Source organism: Micromonospora sp. NPDC047557 (genome assembly GCF_043205095.1).
Taxonomy (GTDB): Bacteria; Actinomycetota; Actinomycetes; order Mycobacteriales; family Micromonosporaceae; genus Micromonospora.
Genome location: NZ_JBIDDK010000004.1, coordinates 296,270 through 314,161, shown reverse-complemented (window position 1 = coordinate 314,161; position 17,892 = coordinate 296,270). Strand labels below are relative to the sequence as shown.

The following is a 17,892-nucleotide window of genomic DNA, read 5'->3' as shown; positions in this document are numbered from 1 at the left end:
CGGCGTGACGCCCGCCCGCCGGTGACGCCCGTATGAGCTTGGTGTCGGCGTTCGTACCGATCTGGATCCTTACCGCGGTCGGTTACGCGGCCTGTCGTTGGGGCTTGCTGGGCGAGGCGGTGGCGTCGGTGCTCGGCCGGTTCGTGTTCCATCTTGCGATGCCGTCCGCCCTGTTCCTGGCCCTGTCCCGAATGCCGCTCTCCGGGTTCGCCGGCCGCTCGCTGCTCGCCTTTGGGCTGAGCACTGCCGCAGTCGTCGGGTTCGGGTGGGTCGGCGCGAGTTGGCTGTTCGGTCGCGAGCCTGGCGAACGGCCGATCTGGGGCATGGCCGCTGGGTACGTGAACTCGGCGAACCTTGGCATCCCGATCGCCACGCAGGTCCTCGGCGACGTGTCGTTCCTGGCGGAGGTGGTGCTGCTGCAGGTGCTGGTGGTGACGCCCGTGATCCTGGTAGCCCTGGACCGGCACAGCGACCCGGCCGGGCGGGTACGGGTCCGCCGTATCGCCTCCCTGCCGGTACGCAACCCGGTGATCCTGGCGTCGCTGCTCGGTGTCGCGTGGTCGGCTGGCGGCCTGCAGCTGCCGTCGGCGGCCGGCGCGTCGCTCACCCTGCTGTCGGGCGCCGCGGTTCCGGCCGCCCTGGTCGCGCTCGGCGCGTCACTGCACCACACGGCGCCGTCGCGAGCAGAGCCGACCAAGCTCGAGCTGGCCGTGATCACCGCGCTGAAGCTCGTCGCACAGCCGGTCATCGCGTACGCGGCCGGGCTGGCCCTGCACCTGTCGGCGCCACAGTTGCTCGCCGTGGTGGTGTGCGCGGGCCTGCCGACAGCGCAGAACACATTCATCTTCGGCCAGGAGTACGGCGTCGGCGAGGCGGTGGCCAACCGGGCGGTGGTGGTGACCACGACGCTGTCGCTGGCCACCCTGGCCGCGGCGGCGGCGCTGCTCGGGTAGAGCTGCCTCGACCTACGTGCCGGATGGCTCGGTAACACCGGCGCTCCGTCTGACGAAGAAGGGGTGTAGCGGCTACGAGAGAGGACGGCCTGTGAATGAGCCTGGCGGAGCGGAGGGTGACATCTCCGGCATCGGGGCCGATCCGGTGGCCTTCGCGGCCTTCTACCGGCGACACCTGGAGGCGGTGGGTCGGTTCGTGGCGCGGCGGGTCGACGACCCACACCTCGCTGCCGACCTGACCGCCGACGTGTTCCTGGCGGTGATCGAATCGGCGGCCCGCTACCGGCCGGACCGGGGCAGCCAGATCGGCTGGCTGTTCGGGGTGGCCCGCAACGTCATCGGCGACGAGCGACGTCGGGCGGCCCAACGGCTGCGGGTGACGGGCCGACTGGCGGGACGACGGGACCTGGGCCCCGACGACATCGCCCGCATCGAGGAGCGGATCGACGCCGAGTCGGCGGCCCGCCGCACCTATCGAGCATTGAGCGAGCTACCCGAGGGCACCCGCACGCTTGTCGAACTCGTCGCTGTGGACGGCCTCACCGTCGCGGAGGCGGCGACCGTGCTCGGGATGTCCCCGGTTGCCGCCCGGGTCCGTCTGCACCGTGCCCGCCGCCTCGTCCGCGCCGTGCTCGCCCGCCCGGTCACCACCCTCGCCTGAGATGAGACGGAGCTGACGATGAACACGACTGAACGGTCGCCGCAGGGTTTCGAGGAGCAGCTTCTCAGGGACCTGAGCGCACACGTCGCCCAACGGGCCGAGCTGGCGTCGGCGGGCCGTCCGGCCGGACGCCGTACCCCGTTCCTGCGCGGTTGGCGTCTCGCCGGAGCGGTCGGGATGGCGGTGACGCTGACCGCCGGTGCGCTGGCGGTCCAGACCATGAAGATGGGCGATCAGTCGCCGCCCACGGCCACCGCGTCGGAGGTCTTCCACCTGGCGGCCGACGTCGCCCGGCAGCAGCCGGAGCTCACCGCCCGCCCCGATCAGTACGTCTTCACGGAGTCCCTGGCGACGATACGGGAGCTGCCGAACAGCGGTCCGTACCGGACGATTCGGAACCAACTGTGGCAGTCGGCCGGTGGCGTCGCCTACACGCAGGCGCGCTATCGACCGGAGACCGATCCGAACGGGTGGAGCCAACTGAAGGTGCTCCGCATCGACGATCCCGCCGATCCCGACAAGGAGCTCGACGCGTTCCAGCCGCCCGCGTACCACGGCGACCTACCCACCGATCCGGACGAGCTGCTGCGCTACCTTCGGGCGCACCCGGTCGACCTGCACCTACCCGAAGGCGCCGACGAGCAGGCCGTCTACGGGGACGAGAGCATGGCGTACACCACCGCGTGGTCGATGCTCGACGGATACGTGCCACCCCGAGCGCTCGCGGCGCTGTTTGAACTGCTGGCACGGCAACCCGGAGCGGTCGTCATCTCGGGTGACGTGGTGGACGCCGCCGGCCGCCATGGGGTGGCGATTCGGATGCCCGGGGTGATCGGTGGAAACCTGGACCTCATCTTCGATCGGGACTCCCACGTCTACCTCGGCACCCGCAACTCCGTGGTGCGTGACGGCAAGGAATCCCTGTACAACGCTGTCGCGCTACTGCGCATCGCCATCGTCGACCGGCCGGGCCAGCTGCCCTGAGCGGTGCCGGGCTCGAGAAGGCCACCGAGGAATGGGCTGCGACGATGAGGGCATGACAACCACCGAGGCGTACGTCGAGTTCGCGCGCCGCGAGGCGCACGGGGTCTCACCGACGTACGAGCGACTGTCCGACGCCGTCGCCCACGACGACGACCTGCTCGCCCTCCTCGACGCGCTTCCGCCGGCCAAGCGACAGCCGAATCTGCTGTTCGGCGTCGTCCGCTGGCTCGGTGGCCCGGTCGACGACCCGGGCGCGTTCCACGACTACACGCTCACCCACTGGCCGGCGATCGAGGCGCAGATGCGTGCGCGTGCCACCCAGACGAACGAGGCCGGCCGCTGCGCCGTCCTGCTGCCCGTGCTCGCCGCGCTGCCGCAGCCCCTGGCCCTGCTGGAGGTTGGCGCGTCCGCCGGGCTCTGCCTCTACCCCGACCGGTACGCCTACCGCTACGGGGAGCACCGGATCGGATCCGGCGAGCCGGTTCTGGAGTGCGCGGCCAGCGGATTGGTGCCGCCTGAGCGCGTACCCCAGGTGGTGTGGCGGGCCGGCCTGGACCTGAACCCGCTCGACGTGACCGACGCGGACGCGGTGTCGTGGTTGGACGCCCTGATCTGGCCGGAGCACGCGCACCGGCGGGCCCGCCTGCGCGCCGCGGCGGCGGTCGCTGCGGCCGATCCGCCATTGCTGATCCGCGGCGACCTGGTGGACGACCTGCCGGCGCTGGCCGCGCGGGCGCCGGCCGGCGCGACGCTCGTCATCTTCCACACCTCGGTGCTCTACCAGGTGCCCGTCGCTCGTCGGGAGGCGTTCGTCCGGCTGGTGCGTGAGCTGCCGGGGCACTGGATCGCCAACGAGGCCCCGGAGGTGCTGCCCTACGACGGGCTGCCCGACTCGCCGGACGCGGCGCTGCACAACGTCCTCGCGCTGGACGGCAAGCCGCTGGCCTGGGCCCGGGGGCACGGCCAGGCGCTGACCTGGTTCGCCTGACGTTTCCACGCCGACCCGGCCCGGTTCAGCGGTTTGACGTGGGCGTCCGGGCGCGCAGGGCACGGATGAACCAGTCAACGGCCGGCGCGACCGCACCCCCGCCCGACCAGCCGTTGATCACCGACAGCAGGTCGAGGTAACGGTCCCGGCGAGGGTCATTGGCCAGCACCAGGCGGTCGAGCAACCGTTGGCGCAGGTCGGCGTCGTCGGGGAGGCCGTACAGGCGGGCGTACCGGTCGGTGACCGCCGCGACCACCGGTTCGGCCTCGGGTCCGGTCGGATCGAGACCGGCGGCCAGGGCGTTGGCCACCCCGTCCCGGACCATGGCGACGGCGTCCGGGCGGGGGAGGCCGGGCACATCGTTGTCGACGGCGTGCTGGCGAGCGAGCCGCCGCATGCTCGCCCGGAAGGCAGGGTCCCGGCACAGGTCGGCCAACTCCACCCACGCCTGCACCTGCTCGGCGGTGGGGTCGTCGGGCAGGTCCGGCGTCATCGAGACGAGCACGCCTGGGTACGTCGGCGGGTCGCCGGTGAAGACGCTGTCCAGGAAGTCGTCCACCAGCTGCCCCCGTTCGTGGGCGGTGAGCTGGGCCAACCGGTGCAGGTCGTCCACCTCGGACGGGCCCGCCTCCCGCCTCGCCGCGACGGTCAGCACGGCCTGGCGCAGCCGCAGCACCCGGATCTGCACCGCCAGCGCCTCGGCGTGCGCGGCGGCTACCTCGTGCAGGGGCACCTCGCGGTCCACCACCCGACGGATGGAGGCCAGGTCCACGCCCAGGTCGCGCAGCGTCCGGACCAGTTCCAGTCGCGCGACGGCCTCCGGGCCGTACTGGCGGTAGCCGGCCGGGCTGCGGTCGGTCGGCGGCACGATCCCGCTGTCGGCGTAGTACCGGATGGTCTTGACGCTCAGGCCGGTGCGTCGGGCCAGGTCGCCGATCGTGTACCGCTCGTCACCGCTCATGCCCCCACCCTCGCGTCTCCCCCCGCTGGAGACTCAAGCCACCGCATCAGCGCAGGAACGCCGAGACGGTGCCGGTGAACCGGTCGGCGTCGTCCAGCCACGGGTAGTGCCCCGCGCCGGGCTGTACGACCAGCTCGGCGCCGGGCATCAGCTCCGCGAGCTGGGCAACCAGGCCCGGCGGGGCGCCGAGATCCAGCTCACCGGCGAGCAGCAGGACCGGGCGTCGGTGGGCGGCGAGCCCGGCGCGGGTGGCCGGCGGGTCGAAAGCGCCGTCGGCGCCGAACATCCGGGCGGCCTCCTGGTTGCGCTGGGCGGCCTCGACCGCCTGGTGCGCGCGGGCCGCCGCGTCCCACCGGCCGTAGAAGAACGGCGCGATCGCCTGCCAGGCGTCGTCGGTGGCCTGTCCGGTCACCATGGACTCCAGCGCCGCGGCGGCCTCCGGGTACCACCGCTCACCGGCGCGGGCCCGGGTGACCTCCTGGCGCAGTGCGGCGGTCGCCTCCAACCCGACGGCCCGGGTGCTCGGCGTGATCAGTGCGAGCCGGCCCACGCGGTCGGGATGCCGGGTCGCGTACCGCAACGCCAGGTTGGCGCCGGCGGAGTGCCCGAGCAGGTCCAGCCGGTCGAGCCCGAGATGCACGCGTAGCGCCTCGACGTCGGCGACCAGGCGGTCGCACCGGTACGACGAAGCGTCCGACGGCACCGCCGACCGGCCGGTGCCGCGCAGGTCCAGCCGAACCAGGCTCCGATGCGAGGACAGGCCGCCCAGGTCACCGAGGTACGCCGAGTCGCGCATCGGCCCGCCCGGCAGGCAGATCAGCGGGTCGCCCCCGCCGAGACTCCGGTACGCGAGCGTGGTGCCGTCGGGCGCGGCGAAGGTGGGCATGCCCCACCCTCTCAGACACCGACGTCTGCCGGCGTGTCCCGCATCCGTCGCAGCGGCGAGCAGACCACGAACAGGCACGCCGCCCAGGTGCCCAGCACGCACACCCAGAGCGCGCCGCGCAGCCCCAGCGTGGTGCCGAGCGCGCCGCCGGTCAGCGCGCCCAGCGGGATCACCCCGAAGCAGATCCAGAGGAACGCCGCGTTGACCCGGCCGAGGATCGCCGGCGGGGTGATCCGCTGCCGGTACGACATCGACGCGACGTTGAACAGCACCGCGTTGGCCGAGAACGCGGCCAGCCCGACTCCGTAGAGCAGCAGTCCCCAGCCGGGTCGGGCCAACGGCATCAGCAGATAGAACGGGCCTGGCGCGGTCATCGCCACCCAGATCACCCGGGCCGAGCCGAGCCAGGCCGACAGCCGGGCGGCCAGCACCCCCACCACCAGCCCGCCGACGGCGCTGACCGAGAAGACCAGACCCACCTGCACCGGCGCGGCGTGCAGCTCCCGCACCAGGAAGGTCACCTCGATCGAGGCGGACGCCATCACCCAGAAGTTCGACCACGTCGTACAGGCCAGGATGCTGACCAGGATCGGCTGCCGCCGGATGAAGCCGAGCCCGTCGGTCAACTCCACCCGCAGGGGTACGCGGGGAGCCGGCTCGCGGCGTACCGGTGGCTGCCGGATCAGGATCAGCGTCAGCGCGCTGACCAGGAAGGCGAACCCGTTGGCCAGGAAGGTGCGGGCGGCGCCGACCAGCCCGATCAACGCGCCGCTGATCGTCGGGCCGACCAGTTCGGCGGCGTCCTGGCTGATGGTCAGCTTGGCGTTGCCGTCCACCAGCAGGTCCGCCGGCACCAGCCGGGGCAGCAGGGTCTTGTACGCCACGGTGAACAGCACGGTGAGCACGCCACCGAGCCCGACCACCGCGTACAGGAAGGGCAGGGTGAGGTGGCCGACCAGCGCGGCCACCGGCAGGGACAGCAGGAGCGCGGCCCGACCCAGGTCGCATGCGATCATCAGCCGCCGCTGGTCGAGCCGGTCGGCGACGATGCCCGCCGGCAGCGAGAACAGCAGGTACGGCAGCCAGGCCAGGACGGTCAACAGGGAGACCTGGAACACGCTGGCGTGCAGGGTGTCGGCGGCGAGCAGCGGCACGGCGACGCCTGTGATCCGGGTGCCCAGCTCGCTGACCGTCTGACCGCCCCAGAGCAGCAGGAAGTTCCGGCTGCGCCACAGCGACGCGATCACCCCCGCCTCGGCCGCCTCGACCGCGGGGGACTGCTGCACCTGCTGACTCACCGTCGCCGCCTGTCCGTGCGGGTAAGCGCCGCCGGCCGGCGGCCCGCGGACTCTACCGAGGCGCCACCTGACCCGGCACCGCAATTCCGCCCGCCCGGCACGGCTGGGCCACCGCCGACGGGACCTCCCTAGACTGCTGCGGGTGAGCGGAGAGCGACGACCCCTGGCGGATCGGCCGCTCACCGAGCCGCACCCGTCCCGGCTGCCGCCCGAGCACCCCGAGCGGGCCCGGATCCTCGCCGCGCACGCCGCCGCGCTGGCCGCCGGCGAAGCCGGTTACCCCGACCCGGCGACGGGGCTCTTCGTGCTCAGCGCCGGCTTCCTCGCCCGCCGCGGCACGTGCTGCGGCCGGGGCTGCCGGCACTGCCCGTACGTGGACGATCCACCCTCAGAATGAGGACTTCCGCCCGACCCGCACACCCCGTACGGTGTCCGACGGACATCCGGCGGGGCCCCTTCCGCCGTCGGTCGGCGAGAGGGTGGAGCGTGCGCGGGCGGATCGTGGTCGCCGGGCTGGCGGGCCTGCTGCTGAGCGGCTGTGCCGCCGAGGCCGAGCCGGTGGCGGTGCCGCCGCAGGCGCCGGTCGCCCTGGACGTGTCGGCGGCCTCCTCAGGTGGCGCCTGCCGGCTGTTGGACTTCGCGGTGATCGAGCAGCTCGTCAAGGTGCGCTTCGACGTGGCGGCGGCCAGCGAGCGGGGGGACACGCACACGTGCGTGGTCCGGGCCGAGCGCGCGGCCCTACCGGAGCTGATGCTCAGTGTGTCCGAGACCACCATCGACAAGACCACCTTCGGCGCGGACGTGGTGCCCGACAAGGCGGCGAAGGTCACCGGGCTGGGTCAGCAGGCGTACCGGCGTACCACCGCCGCGACCGGCGGGCACGGCCCGGTCGCCGAGGTCGGCTGGCTGGGCACCGACGGACGCCTGGCCACGCTGACCTGGACGGGCGCCCGTGCCGCCGACCGCGCCGCCGCCGACAAGCTGGCCGGGGACCTGGTCGGGCTGGCCAAGAAGGTGGACACCCGGGCGCTGTGACGCCCGGGTGGGCGGCCGGTCAGTTGGCGGCGACGAAGACCCGGGAGGCGACCTCGCGAGGCAGCCGCACCCGGTCGCCGGAGCGGTCGATCGACACCCCGTCGCGCTCCTGGGCCACCGTCACCGTGGCGCCCGGGTCGACACCGGCGGCGTGCAGCTGGCGAAGCACGTCGGAGTCGGTCTGCACGCTCTCGCAGATCCGGCGGACCACGACCGGCCCGGACAGCCCGGGGAAGGCCAGGTTGCGCTCGCCCTCGCCGGCCTCGCTGGCCGGGGCCTCGGGGGAGCCCAGCTCCTCCAGACCCGGGATCGGGTTGCCGTACGGCGAGCGGGTCGGCCGGTTGAGCAGGTCGTACACCCGCTTCTCGACGGCGTCGCTCATCACGTGTTCCCAGCGGCAGGCCTCCTCGTGGGCCTCCTCGTAGGGCATCCCGATGACGTTGACCAGCAGCAGCTCGGCGAGGCGGTGCTTGCGCATCACGGAGACGGCGCTGCCCCGGCCGAGCGCGGTGAGCGTCAGGTGCCGGTCGCCCTCGACGGTGAGGAGGCCGTCGCGCTCCATCCGGGCCACGGTCTGGCTGACGGTGGGGCCGCTCTGCTTGAGGCGCTCGGCGATCCGGGCGCGCAACGGCGGCACCCCCTCCTCTTCCAGCTCGAGGATGGTGCGCAGGTACATCTCGGTCGTGTCGACCAGATCGTGAGACTTCATAAGGTAAGCGGCCCTCCGATGCTCGATGCTACCGCGCCGCGCGGCGATCGACCGCCGCCGAATCGCGTGGTGGTGATCCGGATGGTGTTGGATGGTCGCCATGTCCGGTACCGAGGAGTTGCTTGTCGAGGTCGATCAGCTCGCCGTCGAACTCGACCACGCCGACCCGCCCACCCTCCTCGACGTCCGCTGGCGGCTCACCGGCCCGCCCGGCCACGACGACTACCTGGCCGGTCACCTGCCCGGCGCGGTCTTCGTCGACCTGGACACCGCGCTGTGCGGGCCTCCCGGGGTCGGCGGCCGGCACCCGCTGCCCGATCCGGGCGCGCTGCAGGCCGCGCTGCGGGCCGCCGGCGTCCGCGCCGGTCACCCCGTGGTGGTGTACGACGGCGGCGACGGCCTGGCCGCCGCGCGCGCCTGGTGGACGTTGCGCTGGGCCGGGCACCGGCCGGTGCGCCTGCTGCACGGTGGCTTCCCGGCCTGGGTCGCCGCCGGACGACAGGTCTCCACCACCGCGCCCGCCCCGGCCGACGGCGACGTCGAGGTGCGCCCCGGTGATCTTCCGGTGCTGGACGCCGGGCAGGCCGCCGCGCTGGCTGCCGCCGACGACGCCGTGCTGCTCGATGTGCGCGCGGCGCCCCGCTACGCCGGCGAGGTCGAGCCGATCGACCCGGTCGCGGGTCACGTGCCCGGCGCGGCCAACCTGCCCGCAGGCGAGTACGTGGGCGCCGACGGGCGCTTCCCGGCCGCCGACGTGCTGCGCGAGCGGTTCGCCGCGGTCGGCGCGACCGGAGCGCGGGCGGTCGGGGCGTACTGCGGCTCCGGGGTGACCGCCGCGCAGGCGGTCCTCGCGCTGCACCTGGCCGGCCGCACGGACGCCGCGCTCTACGTGGGTTCGTGGAGCAACTGGGTCGCCGACCCGGCCCGGCCGGTCGCCTCCGGGCCGACACCCGGCCGCTGACCAGCGCGTGCGGTGGGCCGACGACGGTCCTCGTGCGACGATGAGCTCATGTCCGACGACACGGTAGTGGTGTGGGACCCCTCGCTGCTCGCCTACGACATGGGTGACCATCCGCTCGACCCGGTCCGGGTGGAGCTGACCGTCGCGCTCGCCCGGGAGCTGGGCATTCTGGACCGCCCCGGGGTGCGCGTGGTCAAGCCGGAGCCCGCCGACGACGCCCTGCTCACCCGCGTGCACCACCCGGCCTACCTGGCCGCGGTGCGGGCCGCGCCGCGTGACCCGCTGTTCGCCGGGTACGGGTTGGGCACCTCCGACAACCCGGTCTTCGAGGGGATGCACGAGTCCAGCGCGTTGATCGCCGGCGCGACCGTGGCCGCGGCCGAGGCGGTCTGGCGCGGTGACGCCCGCCGGGCCGTGAACGTGGCCGGTGGGCTGCACCACGCGATGCCCGCCCGGGCGTCCGGGTTCTGCGTCTACAACGACCCGGCGGTGGCCATCGCCCGCCTGCTGGATCTGGGCGCCGAGCGCGTCGCGTACGTCGACGTGGACGTGCACCACGGCGACGGGGTGCAGCAGATCTTCTGGGACGATCCCCGGGTGCTCACGGTCAGCATGCACGAGACACCGCTCGCGCTCTTTCCGGGCACCGGCTTCCCGGACGAGACCGGCGGGCCGGGCGCGCAGGGCAGCGCGGTGAACATGCCGCTGCCGCCGGGCGTCGACGACACCGGCTGGCAGCGGGCGTTCCACGCGATCGTGCCGTCGGTGCTGCGCGCGTTCCGGCCGCAGGTGCTGGTGAGCCAGTGCGGCGCGGACGGGCACCGACTGGATCCGCTGGCCGACCTGAACCTCACGGTGGACGGGCAGCGCGCCACCTACCTGGCGTTGCGGGCGCTCGCCGACGAGCTGTGCGAGGGCCGCTGGGTGGCCACCGGCGGCGGCGGGTACGCGCTGGTCGAGGTCGTGCCCCGGGCCTGGAGCCACCTGTTGGCCGTGGCGACCGGCGACCCGATCGACCCGGCGACGCTCACCCCGCCGGCCTGGCGTGAGCTGGCCGCGGCCCGTCGGCCGGGCCGGGAGATTCCGCTGCGGATGACCGACGACGCGGACCCGTCGTACGAGCCGTGGCAGCCGACGGGCGAGCCGAACGCGGTGGACCGGGCGATCGCGGCGACCCGCAAGACCGTCTTCCCGCTGCTCGGGCTCGACCCGTACGACCCGCGGGACTGAGCCGGGCCGTTTCCTGTGACGACCGTGGACCAGCCGGTGGACGTGCTGCTCAGCGACGGCAGCACGGTCCAGTTGCGACAGATCAGCCCCGACGACGCGCCGGCGATCGTGGCGATGCACAGCCGGTTCTCCGAGCGCACCCGCTACCTGCGCTACTTCTCGCCGTACCCGCGCATCCCGGAGCGGGATCTGATCCGGTTCGTCACTGTCGACCACCACGACCGGGAGGCGTTCGTGGTGCTGGCCGGGGACCGGCTCGTCGCCGTCGGCCGGTACGAGCGGCTCGGCCCGCAGGCGCCGGAGGCGGAGGTCGCCTTCGTGGTCGAGGACGCCTTCCAGGGCCGGGGCATCGGCCCGGTGCTGATGGAGCACCTGGCCGACGCCGCGCGGCGCAACGGCATCGGAAGCTTCGTCGCCGAGGTGCTGCCGGCCAACGGGACGATGCTGCGGGTCTTCTCCGACTTCGGCTACCAGGTGCAGCGCGCGTACGCCGACGGCGTGGTGCACCTGAGCTTCCCGATCGCCCCGACGGAGGCGACCCTGGAGGTGCAGCGCGGCCGGGAGCACCGCACCGAGGCCCGCTCGATAGCCCGGCTGCTCGCCCCGCGAGGCATCGCCGTCTACGGCGCGAGCGCCACCGGCCAGGGTGTCGGCGCGGCCGTGCTCGGGCACCTGCGCGACGGCGGGTTCACGGGCGCGGTGGTGCCGGTGCACCCGAGCGCGTCGACGGTGGCGGGGCTGCCCGCGTACCCCTCGGCGGTTGACGCCGGGGTCGCGGTGGACCTGGCGGTGGTGGCGGTCCCGCCGCAGGCGGCGACCGCGGTGGTCGCCGACGCGGCCGCCGCCGGGGTGCACGGCCTGGTCGTGATCTCGGCCGGCTTCGCCGAGGCCGGCCCGGAGGGCGCGGCCACGCAACGGGCGCTGGTCCGCGCGGCGCACGCCGCCGGGATGCGCGTGGTGGGCCCGAACTGCCTGGGCGTGGCCAACACCGACCCGGCGGTACGCCTCAACGCGACCCTCGCCCCGGCGCTGCCGCCAGCCGGTCGGGTCGGCATCTTCAGCCAGTCCGGCGCGTTCGGGGTGGCGCTGCTCGCCGAGGCGGACCGGCGTGGCCTTGGGCTGTCCAGCTTCGTGTCGGCCGGCAACCGGGCCGACGTGTCGGGCAACGACCTGCTGCAGTACTGGCAGGACGACCCGGGCACCGACGTGATCATGTTGTACCTGGAGACGTTCGGCAATCCGCGCAAGTTCGCCCGGCTGGCCCGGCGGATCGGCCGGGCGAAACCGGTAGTGGCGCTGGCCTCGCCGGCCCGCCCGGCCGGTGTGGGCGACACCGCCGCCCCGGACGAGGTGGCGGTGGCCGCGCTGTTCGCCCAGTCCGGGGTGATCCGGGTGGACACCGTGCCGGAGCTGCTCGACGTGGGGGTGTTGCTGGCCAACCAGCCGCTGCCGGCCGGCGGCCGGGTCGGCGTGGTCGGCAACTCGTCGGCGCTGACCGGCCTGGCCGCCACGGCCTGTGTCGGGCAGGGCCTGACCGTCGCCGACGGCTACCCGCGTGACGTCGCGCCGAGCGCCGGCGCCGACGAGTTCGCCGCCGCCCTCGCCGAGACGGCCGCTGACGACCGGGTGGACGCTCTCGTCGTGGTCTTCGCCCCGCCGCTGCCCGGCCAACGCACCGAGGTGGACGCCGACGTCACCGCCGCGTTGCCGGCCGCCCTCGCCCTGGGCAAGCCGACCGTGGCGACGTTCCTGGTCGGCCGGTTGCCGGCCGGGGTGCCCGCGTACGGCGGCGTGGAGGAGGCCGTCCGGGCGCTCGCCCGGGTGCACCGGTACGCCGAGTGGCTGCGCCGCCCGCCCGGGGTCGCGCCCGAGCTGCCCGGGATCGACCGGGACGCCGCGGCGGCCGCGCTGCGCGCCGACGGTACCGACGCGGAGGCGCTGCTGGCCGCGTACGGCATCGAGACCGTGCCGTCGGTGCCCGTGGACTCGGTCGACGCGGCTGTCGACGCGGCGGCGCGGGTGGGTTACCCGGTGGCGCTCAAGGCCGCCGCCGCGGGGCTGCGGCACCGGGTCGACCTGGGCGCGGTCCGCCTCGATCTGCCCGACGAGGCGAGCGTCCGCCGCGCGTACGCCGACATGGCCGCCGGCTTCGGCGCGGACGTGCTGGTGCAGCCGATGGTCGCGCCCGGGGTGGCCTGCGTGGTGGAGCTGGTGGAAGATCCGGCGTTCGGGCCGGTGGTCGGCTTCGGCCTCGGTGGGGTCGCCACCGAGCTGCTGGGCGATCGGGCCTGGCGGGCGGTGCCGCTGACCCACACCGACGCCGCCGAGCTGGTCGACGAACCCCGGGCGGCACCGCTGTTGCGGGGGCACCGGGGCGCCGCGCCGGTGGACCGGGCGGCCCTGGCCGACCTGCTGCTGCGGGTCGGTCAGCTGGCCGACGAGCAGCCCCGGGTGCGCTCGGTGACCCTCAACCCGGTCCTCGCCCGCCCGGACGGCATCTCGGTCCTGCACGCCCAGGTGCGGGTGGGCGGCGTGGCCGCCCGCCCGGACACCGGCCCCCGGCGTCTCTGAGCGCGGCCGCTCAGGCCCGGCTGGAGATCTGCTGGACGCCCCAGGTGTTGCCGTCCGGGTCGGCGAAGAAGATGAAGCCGACGTTGTCCAGCGGGTCCGGCACCGGGCGCGGGTTCTGGCCCACCACCTGGATGTCGCCGACCTCCACGCCACGGGCGACCAGCTCCGCGTGGGCCCGCTTCAGGTCGGGCACCACCAGTTGCAGGCCCCTCAGCGAACCCGGCGGCATCTCCGGGACCACGCCCTTGCCGATCACAATCGAGCAGCCGGAGCCGGGCGGGGTCAACTGCACGATGCGGGCGTCGTCGCTGATCACCGTGTCGTGGTCGACGGTGAAGCCGAGCTGGTCGGCGTAGAACGTCTTCGCCCGGTCCAGATCGGAGACCGGCACGATCACCACTTCCAACGTCCAGTTCATGGAACTCTCCTCGCTCGTCGCGGAGCCGGTCGGCGTCACAGTCAAGCACCCCGACAGCAGGGAAGGCCCCGGCGAACCGCCGGGACCTTCCCTGCTCATCCGGTGCGTCAGCAGGCGTACGCCTCCAGGCGCTGCGCCCGCTCCGGAGCGCGCAGCTTCAGCAACGTCACCTTCTCGATCTGCCGGATGCGCTCACGGGACAGGCCGAACTCGCGGCCGACCTCGTCCAGGGTGCGCTGCCGGCCGTCGTCCAGCCCGAACCGGAGCCGGATGACCGCCTGCTCCCGCTGCGACAGCGTGGCCAGCACGATGCTCACCTCGTTGCGCAGCTCGCCCTGCGCGGCACCCTCGCCCGGGTCGGTGCGCGGGTCCACCGAGGCCACGAAGTCACCGAGCGCGCTCTCGCCGTCGTCGCCGACGGCCTGGTCCAGGCTGACCGGCTCGCGGTCGTACGAGATCAGCTCGATGACCTGGAACTCGGGGATGTCCAGGGCCCGGGCGACCTCGGCGACTCCTGGCTCGCGACCCAGCGTCACCGCCAGTTCCCGGCGGGCCCGGACCATCCGGTTGACCTGCTCGACCATGTGCACGGGAATGCGGATGGTGCGGGCCTGGTCGGCCATGGCACGGGTGATCGCCTGCCGGATCCACCAGGTGGCGTACGTGGAGAACTTGTAACCCTTGGCGTAGTCGAACTTCTCCACCGCCCGGATGAGGCCGAGGTTGCCCTCCTGGATCAGGTCGAGGAAGGCCATCCCGCGTCCGGTGTAGCGCTTGGCGATGCTGACCACCAGCCGCAGGTTCGCCTCCAGCAGGTGGTCCTTGGCGGCGCGGCCCTCGGCGACGATCAGCTCCAGGTCGGCTCGCAGATCCTCGGAGACCGGGGTGCAGGTGGCGAGCTTCTCGTCGGCGAACAGGCCGGCCTCGATCCGCCGGGCCAGGTCGACCTCCTGCGCCGCGGTCAGCAGCTTCGTCCGGCCGATCCCGTTCAGGTACGCCCGGACCAGGTCGGTGGAGATGCCGCGCTCGTCGGTGGCGTCCAGGTCGGTGAGGGCCTCGGCGGCCCCGTTGGTCTCGGCGCTGGTGGCCGGGCGCGTCCGGTGTTCCGTCATCTGCAGGACCATCTCTGTCTCTCCCCGTGTCCACGTCTGTGCCGTGTCTCCGGCCCAGTGGTGCCGGTGTGACACACAGCTTGGCGGGCAGGGCGTGAAACGGGAGTGAGGCGATCGGGCACCCGACAGGAATCCGGCCGGATCGTTGCCGCGGTGTGTCATCCCGGCGGTTGCGTGCCCGGCCCGGCTACGTTGCGGACGGTCGGCCGCCCCGGGTCGGCGTGGTCCGACGATGGAGGACGGTGTGGTCTTCAAGCGGCTCATGAAGGCGATGGGGGTCGGCGGCCCCTCGGTCGAGACGGTGCTCGCCAACCCGAACTGCCGCCCCGGCGGGCAGTTGGAGGGCCACATCCAGGTGCTCGGCGGCGACCATCAGGTCGACATCGACGACGTCACGCTCGGCCTGGTCACCCGGGTCGAGGTGGAGAGCGGCGGCAACGACTACGACACCACCGAGGAGTTCCACCGCCAGCGGGTCACCGGTGCGTTCCGGCTGGAGCCGGGGCAGCGCCACGATCTCCCGTTCCGCTTCGACGTTCCCTGGGAGACACCCGTCACCGAGCTGTACGGGCAGCACCTGCACGGCATGACGATGGGGCTGCGGACCGAGCTGGAGGTCGCCCGCGCGGTCGACACGAGCGACCTGGACGCCGTGTCGGTGCACCCGCTGCCCGCTCAGGAGCGGCTGCTGGAGGCGCTGCTGCGGCTGGGCTTCCGGTTCGCGCGCGCCGATGTGGAGCGTGGACACCTCTACGGCGTACGGCAGACGTTGCCCTTCTACCAGGAGATCGAGTTCAGCCCGGCACCGCAGTACGCCCGCTCGATCAACCAGTTGGAGGTCACCTTCATCGCCGACGCGCGACAGATGCAGGTGGTGCTGGAGGTCGACAGGCGCGGCGGCGTCTTCACCGAGGGCCGGGACGCCTTCGGCCGGTTCACGGTCGAGCACGCCACCGCCGACAACACCGACTGGACCGCCGAACTGGACACCTGGCTCCGCCAGTCCCTGTCCCGCCGAGGCCTCTTCTCCTGACCCCCGGCTGCCCCGGTGATCAAGAGCTTTGCGTCACTTTCGGGCCGGATTCTGACGCAAACCTCTTGATCACCGGAAAGAGGGCGGGGTTAGAGGTCCAGGAGGAGGGTTTGGGGGCCTATGTTGAGGCTTTCCACAAGCATGTGAGCTCGGAAGCGGCCCGTTTCGACAGTGGCTCCGCGTTCGCGTAGGGCGTCGACCACCGCTGTCACCAGGGGTTCGGCGACCTCGGCGGGCGCTGCCGCCGTCCAGCTCGGACGGCGTCCCTTGCGGGCGTCGCCGTAGAGGGTGAACTGGCTGACCAGCAGGATCGGCGCGCCGGTGTCGGCGGCGGACCGTTCACCGTCCAGGATGCGCAGCTCGTGCACCTTGCGCGCCATCGTCTGAGCGGTCTCTGCGGTGTCGGTGTGGGTCACTCCGAGCAGCACCAGCAGGCCGTTCTCGATCGCGCCGACCACCTCACCGTCGACGGTCACGCTGGCCCGCCCGACGGTCTGCACCACCGCCCGCATCAGCGCGCCACCGCGCACATCGCCGGCATCGGCGGGCCACCGCACAGCGCCGGCATCACGCGGTCACCGGTTCGATGAAGCCGCGCTCCACCAGGTGCGCGACGATCGGCCCGGCGGCCTCCGCCATCTCCGCCGGTTCGACGTCGTGGGCCGCCGCGAGCAGGGCGAGCTGGTCGCGCAGCGGCAGCCGGCCGTCGGCCCCACCGACAAGTGCCAGCACCAGCGGGTCGATCTCCTCGGTCCAGCGCAGGCCGTGCGGCATCGCGAGCACCTGCCGGTCCACCGCCCAGCCCTCGTCGCCCATGGTGGCCTCCTGGCGCAGCTGGAGGCCGTCGGTGGCCCGGTAGCGCTCGGCGAGCAGCGCCTCGGTGTCGCGTACCCGCAGGAAGTCCTGGCGGTCGAACCAGGCGTCGATCTGGTCGCCCAGCGGCGGCTCGACCCGCTGACGCAGTTCCTCCACGCGGACCACCGGGTCGGCGTGCCCGCCCTGGCGCAGGGACACGATGCCGAAGCCGATCGCCTCGATCTTGTGCGCGTCGAACCAGTCCAGCCAGACGGCCGCCCGCTGCGGGTTGGCGCCCTCGCCGACGTCGGTGAGCCACAGGTCGACGTACGCCATCGGGTCGGCCACCTCGCGCTGGATCACCCAGGCGTCCAGGCCGGTGCCGGCGAACCAGCCGGCCACCCGCTCGTCCCACTCCTCGCCGGCGACGTGCACCCAGTTCGCCAGGTACTGCATGGTGCCGCCCTCGGTGAGCAGGCCGGGGGCGGCGGCGGCCAGTTCGGCGGCGATCGCGTCACCCACCCGTCCCGAGTCGCGGTAGACGTGCGTGGTGGTGCCCGGACCGACCACGAACGGTGGGTTGCTCACCACCAGGTCGAAGCGGCGGCCGGCCACCGGGGCGACCAGGTCACCCCGCAGCAGCTCCCAGTCCTGGCCGTTGAGAGCGGCGGTGGTCGCGGCGAAGTGCAGAGCCCGCTCGGAGAGGTCCGTGGCGGTCACCGTGTCGGCGTGGGTGGCCAGGTGCAGGGCCTGGACGCCGGAGCCGGTGCCCAGGTCCAGCGCGCTGCCCACCCGCCGGCGCACGGTCGCGCCGATCAGGGTCTGGGTGGCGCCGCCGATGCCCAGCACGTGCTCGGCGTGCAGCGGACGACCCGGCCGGGCGCTGGCCGGCACGTCGGCGAGCACCCACCAGTCGTCGCCGTACGGCTCCAGGTCGACGCCGGCACGCAGACCGTCGCCGTACCGCTCGACCAGCCCGCCCGCCAGCGCCTCCGCAAGACTCAGCGGCGCCAGCGCGGCAGCCACCGCGGCCTCCGGCTCGGTCTGGTCGCAGATGAACACCCGGATCAGGGTGCCGAGCGGGTCGCCGTCCTCGGTGGCGCGCAGCGCGGCCCGGTAGTCGTTGCGGGAGACCGCGGCGGTGGCCTGCGCGCCCAGCCGCTCGGCGATGCCGTGGCTGGTGAACCCCGTTCGGGTCAGCGCGGTCCGCAGCGCGTCGACGCCGGCGGGGGAGAGCAGCATGTCGTGTTCGTCCACGCCCTCATCCTGCCTTTCGCCCCGTCCCGCGTCGGCAGCA

At 73.5% G+C, this 17,892-nt stretch carries 18 protein-coding genes; 10 read left to right on the top strand and 8 right to left on the bottom strand.

Annotated elements, in window-relative coordinates; all coding sequences use genetic code 11:
* The first annotated feature begins 32 nt into the window (after positions 1-32).
* From ACGGAQ_RS14265 to ACGGAQ_RS14250, 4 genes are all read left to right on the top strand, one after another.
* Positions 33-953: an AEC family transporter gene (locus tag ACGGAQ_RS14265; RefSeq protein WP_393048538.1), complete on the top strand. Its 921-nt coding sequence runs from the start codon at positions 33-35 to the stop codon at positions 951-953.
* A 91-nt stretch (positions 954-1,044) separates the two neighbouring features.
* A complete protein-coding gene (locus ACGGAQ_RS14260; protein WP_393048535.1) occupies positions 1,045-1,614 on the top strand; it encodes an RNA polymerase sigma factor in 570 nt (189 codons plus the stop codon).
* Between the two features lie 18 nt (positions 1,615-1,632).
* Complete coding sequence (locus tag ACGGAQ_RS14255) at positions 1,633-2,598, top strand: CU044_5270 family protein (RefSeq protein ID WP_393048532.1); 966 nt, start codon at positions 1,633-1,635, stop codon at positions 2,596-2,598.
* A gap of 52 nt (positions 2,599-2,650) precedes the next feature.
* Complete coding sequence (locus ACGGAQ_RS14250; RefSeq protein ID WP_393048530.1) at positions 2,651-3,586, top strand: DUF2332 domain-containing protein; 936 nt, start codon at positions 2,651-2,653, stop codon at positions 3,584-3,586.
* A 25-nt stretch (positions 3,587-3,611) separates the two neighbouring features.
* Here the strand turns inward: ACGGAQ_RS14250 and ACGGAQ_RS14245 are convergent, their stop codons facing one another.
* Genes ACGGAQ_RS14245 through ACGGAQ_RS14235 form a run of 3 tightly spaced genes read right to left on the bottom strand, consistent with a single transcriptional unit; the run spans position 3,612 to position 6,731 of the window.
* A complete protein-coding gene (locus ACGGAQ_RS14245; protein WP_393048528.1) occupies positions 3,612-4,547 on the bottom strand; it encodes a MerR family transcriptional regulator in 936 nt (311 codons plus the stop codon).
* 46 nt (positions 4,548-4,593) lie between these two features.
* Positions 4,594-5,433 (bottom strand): alpha/beta fold hydrolase, encoded by an 840-nt coding sequence (locus tag ACGGAQ_RS14240; RefSeq protein ID WP_393048526.1) that lies wholly within the window; start codon positions 5,431-5,433, stop codon positions 4,594-4,596.
* Between the two features lie 11 nt (positions 5,434-5,444).
* Positions 5,445-6,731: an MFS transporter gene (locus tag ACGGAQ_RS14235; protein WP_393048523.1), complete on the bottom strand. Its 1,287-nt coding sequence runs from the start codon at positions 6,729-6,731 to the stop codon at positions 5,445-5,447.
* 142 nt (positions 6,732-6,873) lie between these two features.
* Between ACGGAQ_RS14235 and ACGGAQ_RS14230 the strand changes: the two genes are divergently transcribed.
* Entirely contained in the window at positions 6,874-7,128 is a 255-nt protein-coding gene (locus ACGGAQ_RS14230; RefSeq protein WP_355133572.1) for a DUF5522 domain-containing protein, read from the top strand.
* An 89-nt stretch (positions 7,129-7,217) separates the two neighbouring features.
* Positions 7,218-7,766, top strand: coding sequence for a hypothetical protein (locus ACGGAQ_RS14225; protein WP_355133574.1), 549 nt, complete (start codon positions 7,218-7,220; stop codon positions 7,764-7,766).
* Between the two features lie 19 nt (positions 7,767-7,785).
* Here ACGGAQ_RS14225 and ACGGAQ_RS14220 read toward each other — a convergent pair whose 3' ends face one another.
* The gene (locus ACGGAQ_RS14220) at positions 7,786-8,475 is read right to left on the bottom strand and encodes a metal-dependent transcriptional regulator (RefSeq protein WP_393048519.1); all 690 of its coding nucleotides are present in this window, start codon (positions 8,473-8,475) and stop codon (positions 7,786-7,788) included.
* A 100-nt stretch (positions 8,476-8,575) separates the two neighbouring features.
* Here ACGGAQ_RS14220 and ACGGAQ_RS14215 point away from each other — a divergent pair, with 100 nt between their 5' ends.
* Genes ACGGAQ_RS14215 through ACGGAQ_RS14205 form a run of 3 tightly spaced genes read left to right on the top strand, consistent with a single transcriptional unit; the run spans position 8,576 to position 13,237 of the window.
* Entirely contained in the window at positions 8,576-9,436 is an 861-nt protein-coding gene (locus ACGGAQ_RS14215; protein WP_393048516.1) for a sulfurtransferase, read from the top strand.
* Positions 9,437-9,484: 48 nt separating this feature from the next.
* Positions 9,485-10,666 carry an acetoin utilization protein AcuC gene (locus ACGGAQ_RS14210; RefSeq protein WP_393048513.1) on the top strand — a complete coding sequence of 394 codons (1,182 nt, stop codon included), beginning with the start codon at positions 9,485-9,487 and terminating at the stop codon, positions 10,664-10,666.
* Positions 10,667-10,681: 15 nt separating this feature from the next.
* Entirely contained in the window at positions 10,682-13,237 is a 2,556-nt protein-coding gene (locus ACGGAQ_RS14205; RefSeq protein ID WP_393048510.1) for a GNAT family N-acetyltransferase, read from the top strand.
* A 10-nt stretch (positions 13,238-13,247) separates the two neighbouring features.
* Here the strand turns inward: ACGGAQ_RS14205 and ACGGAQ_RS14200 are convergent, their stop codons facing one another.
* Together ACGGAQ_RS14200 and sigB are read right to left on the bottom strand one after the other, a co-directional pair.
* Positions 13,248-13,655, bottom strand: coding sequence for a VOC family protein (locus ACGGAQ_RS14200; protein WP_393048508.1), 408 nt, complete (start codon positions 13,653-13,655; stop codon positions 13,248-13,250).
* A gap of 107 nt (positions 13,656-13,762) precedes the next feature.
* On the bottom strand, positions 13,763-14,779 hold the full coding sequence (sigB, locus tag ACGGAQ_RS14195; RefSeq protein ID WP_393048505.1) for an RNA polymerase sigma factor SigB: 1,017 nt from the start codon (positions 14,777-14,779) through the stop codon (positions 13,763-13,765).
* Positions 14,780-15,011: 232 nt separating this feature from the next.
* Between sigB and ACGGAQ_RS14190 the strand changes: the two genes are divergently transcribed.
* Positions 15,012-15,800 (top strand): sporulation protein, encoded by a 789-nt coding sequence (locus ACGGAQ_RS14190; protein WP_393048899.1) that lies wholly within the window; start codon positions 15,012-15,014, stop codon positions 15,798-15,800.
* An 89-nt stretch (positions 15,801-15,889) separates the two neighbouring features.
* On the opposite strand, the gene dtd is transcribed toward ACGGAQ_RS14190, so the two are convergent.
* Both dtd and ACGGAQ_RS14180 read right to left on the bottom strand, forming a co-directional pair.
* Positions 15,890-16,312, bottom strand: a complete 423-nt coding sequence (gene dtd, locus ACGGAQ_RS14185; protein WP_393048896.1) for a D-aminoacyl-tRNA deacylase — start codon at positions 16,310-16,312, stop codon at positions 15,890-15,892.
* A gap of 55 nt (positions 16,313-16,367) precedes the next feature.
* The gene (locus ACGGAQ_RS14180; protein WP_393048502.1) at positions 16,368-17,852 is read right to left on the bottom strand and encodes a methyltransferase; all 1,485 of its coding nucleotides are present in this window, start codon (positions 17,850-17,852) and stop codon (positions 16,368-16,370) included.
* Positions 17,853-17,892: the final 40 nt, after the last annotated feature.

Bases quoted from the DNA above. Each gene is read 5' to 3' on its own strand.
- ACGGAQ_RS14265 (WP_393048538.1), top strand. From the start codon at position 33: ATGAGCTTGGTGTCGGCGTTCGTACCGATCTGGATCCTTACCGCGGTC.
- ACGGAQ_RS14255 (WP_393048532.1), top strand. From the start codon at position 1,633: ATGAACACGACTGAACGGTCGCCGCAGGGTTTCGAGGAGCAGCTTCTC.
- ACGGAQ_RS14250 (WP_393048530.1), top strand. From the start codon at position 2,651: ATGACAACCACCGAGGCGTACGTCGAGTTCGCGCGCCGCGAGGCGCAC.
- ACGGAQ_RS14245 (WP_393048528.1), bottom strand. From the start codon at position 4,547: ATGAGCGGTGACGAGCGGTACACGATCGGCGACCTGGCCCGACGCACC.
- ACGGAQ_RS14240 (WP_393048526.1), bottom strand. From the start codon at position 5,433: ATGCCCACCTTCGCCGCGCCCGACGGCACCACGCTCGCGTACCGGAGT.
- ACGGAQ_RS14220 (WP_393048519.1), bottom strand. From the start codon at position 8,475: ATGAAGTCTCACGATCTGGTCGACACGACCGAGATGTACCTGCGCACC.
- ACGGAQ_RS14215 (WP_393048516.1), top strand. From the start codon at position 8,576: ATGTCCGGTACCGAGGAGTTGCTTGTCGAGGTCGATCAGCTCGCCGTC.
- ACGGAQ_RS14210 (WP_393048513.1), top strand. From the start codon at position 9,485: ATGTCCGACGACACGGTAGTGGTGTGGGACCCCTCGCTGCTCGCCTAC.
- ACGGAQ_RS14200 (WP_393048508.1), bottom strand. From the start codon at position 13,655: ATGAACTGGACGTTGGAAGTGGTGATCGTGCCGGTCTCCGATCTGGAC.
- sigB (WP_393048505.1), bottom strand. From the start codon at position 14,779: ATGGTCCTGCAGATGACGGAACACCGGACGCGCCCGGCCACCAGCGCC.
- dtd (WP_393048896.1), bottom strand. From the start codon at position 16,312: ATGCGGGCGGTGGTGCAGACCGTCGGGCGGGCCAGCGTGACCGTCGAC.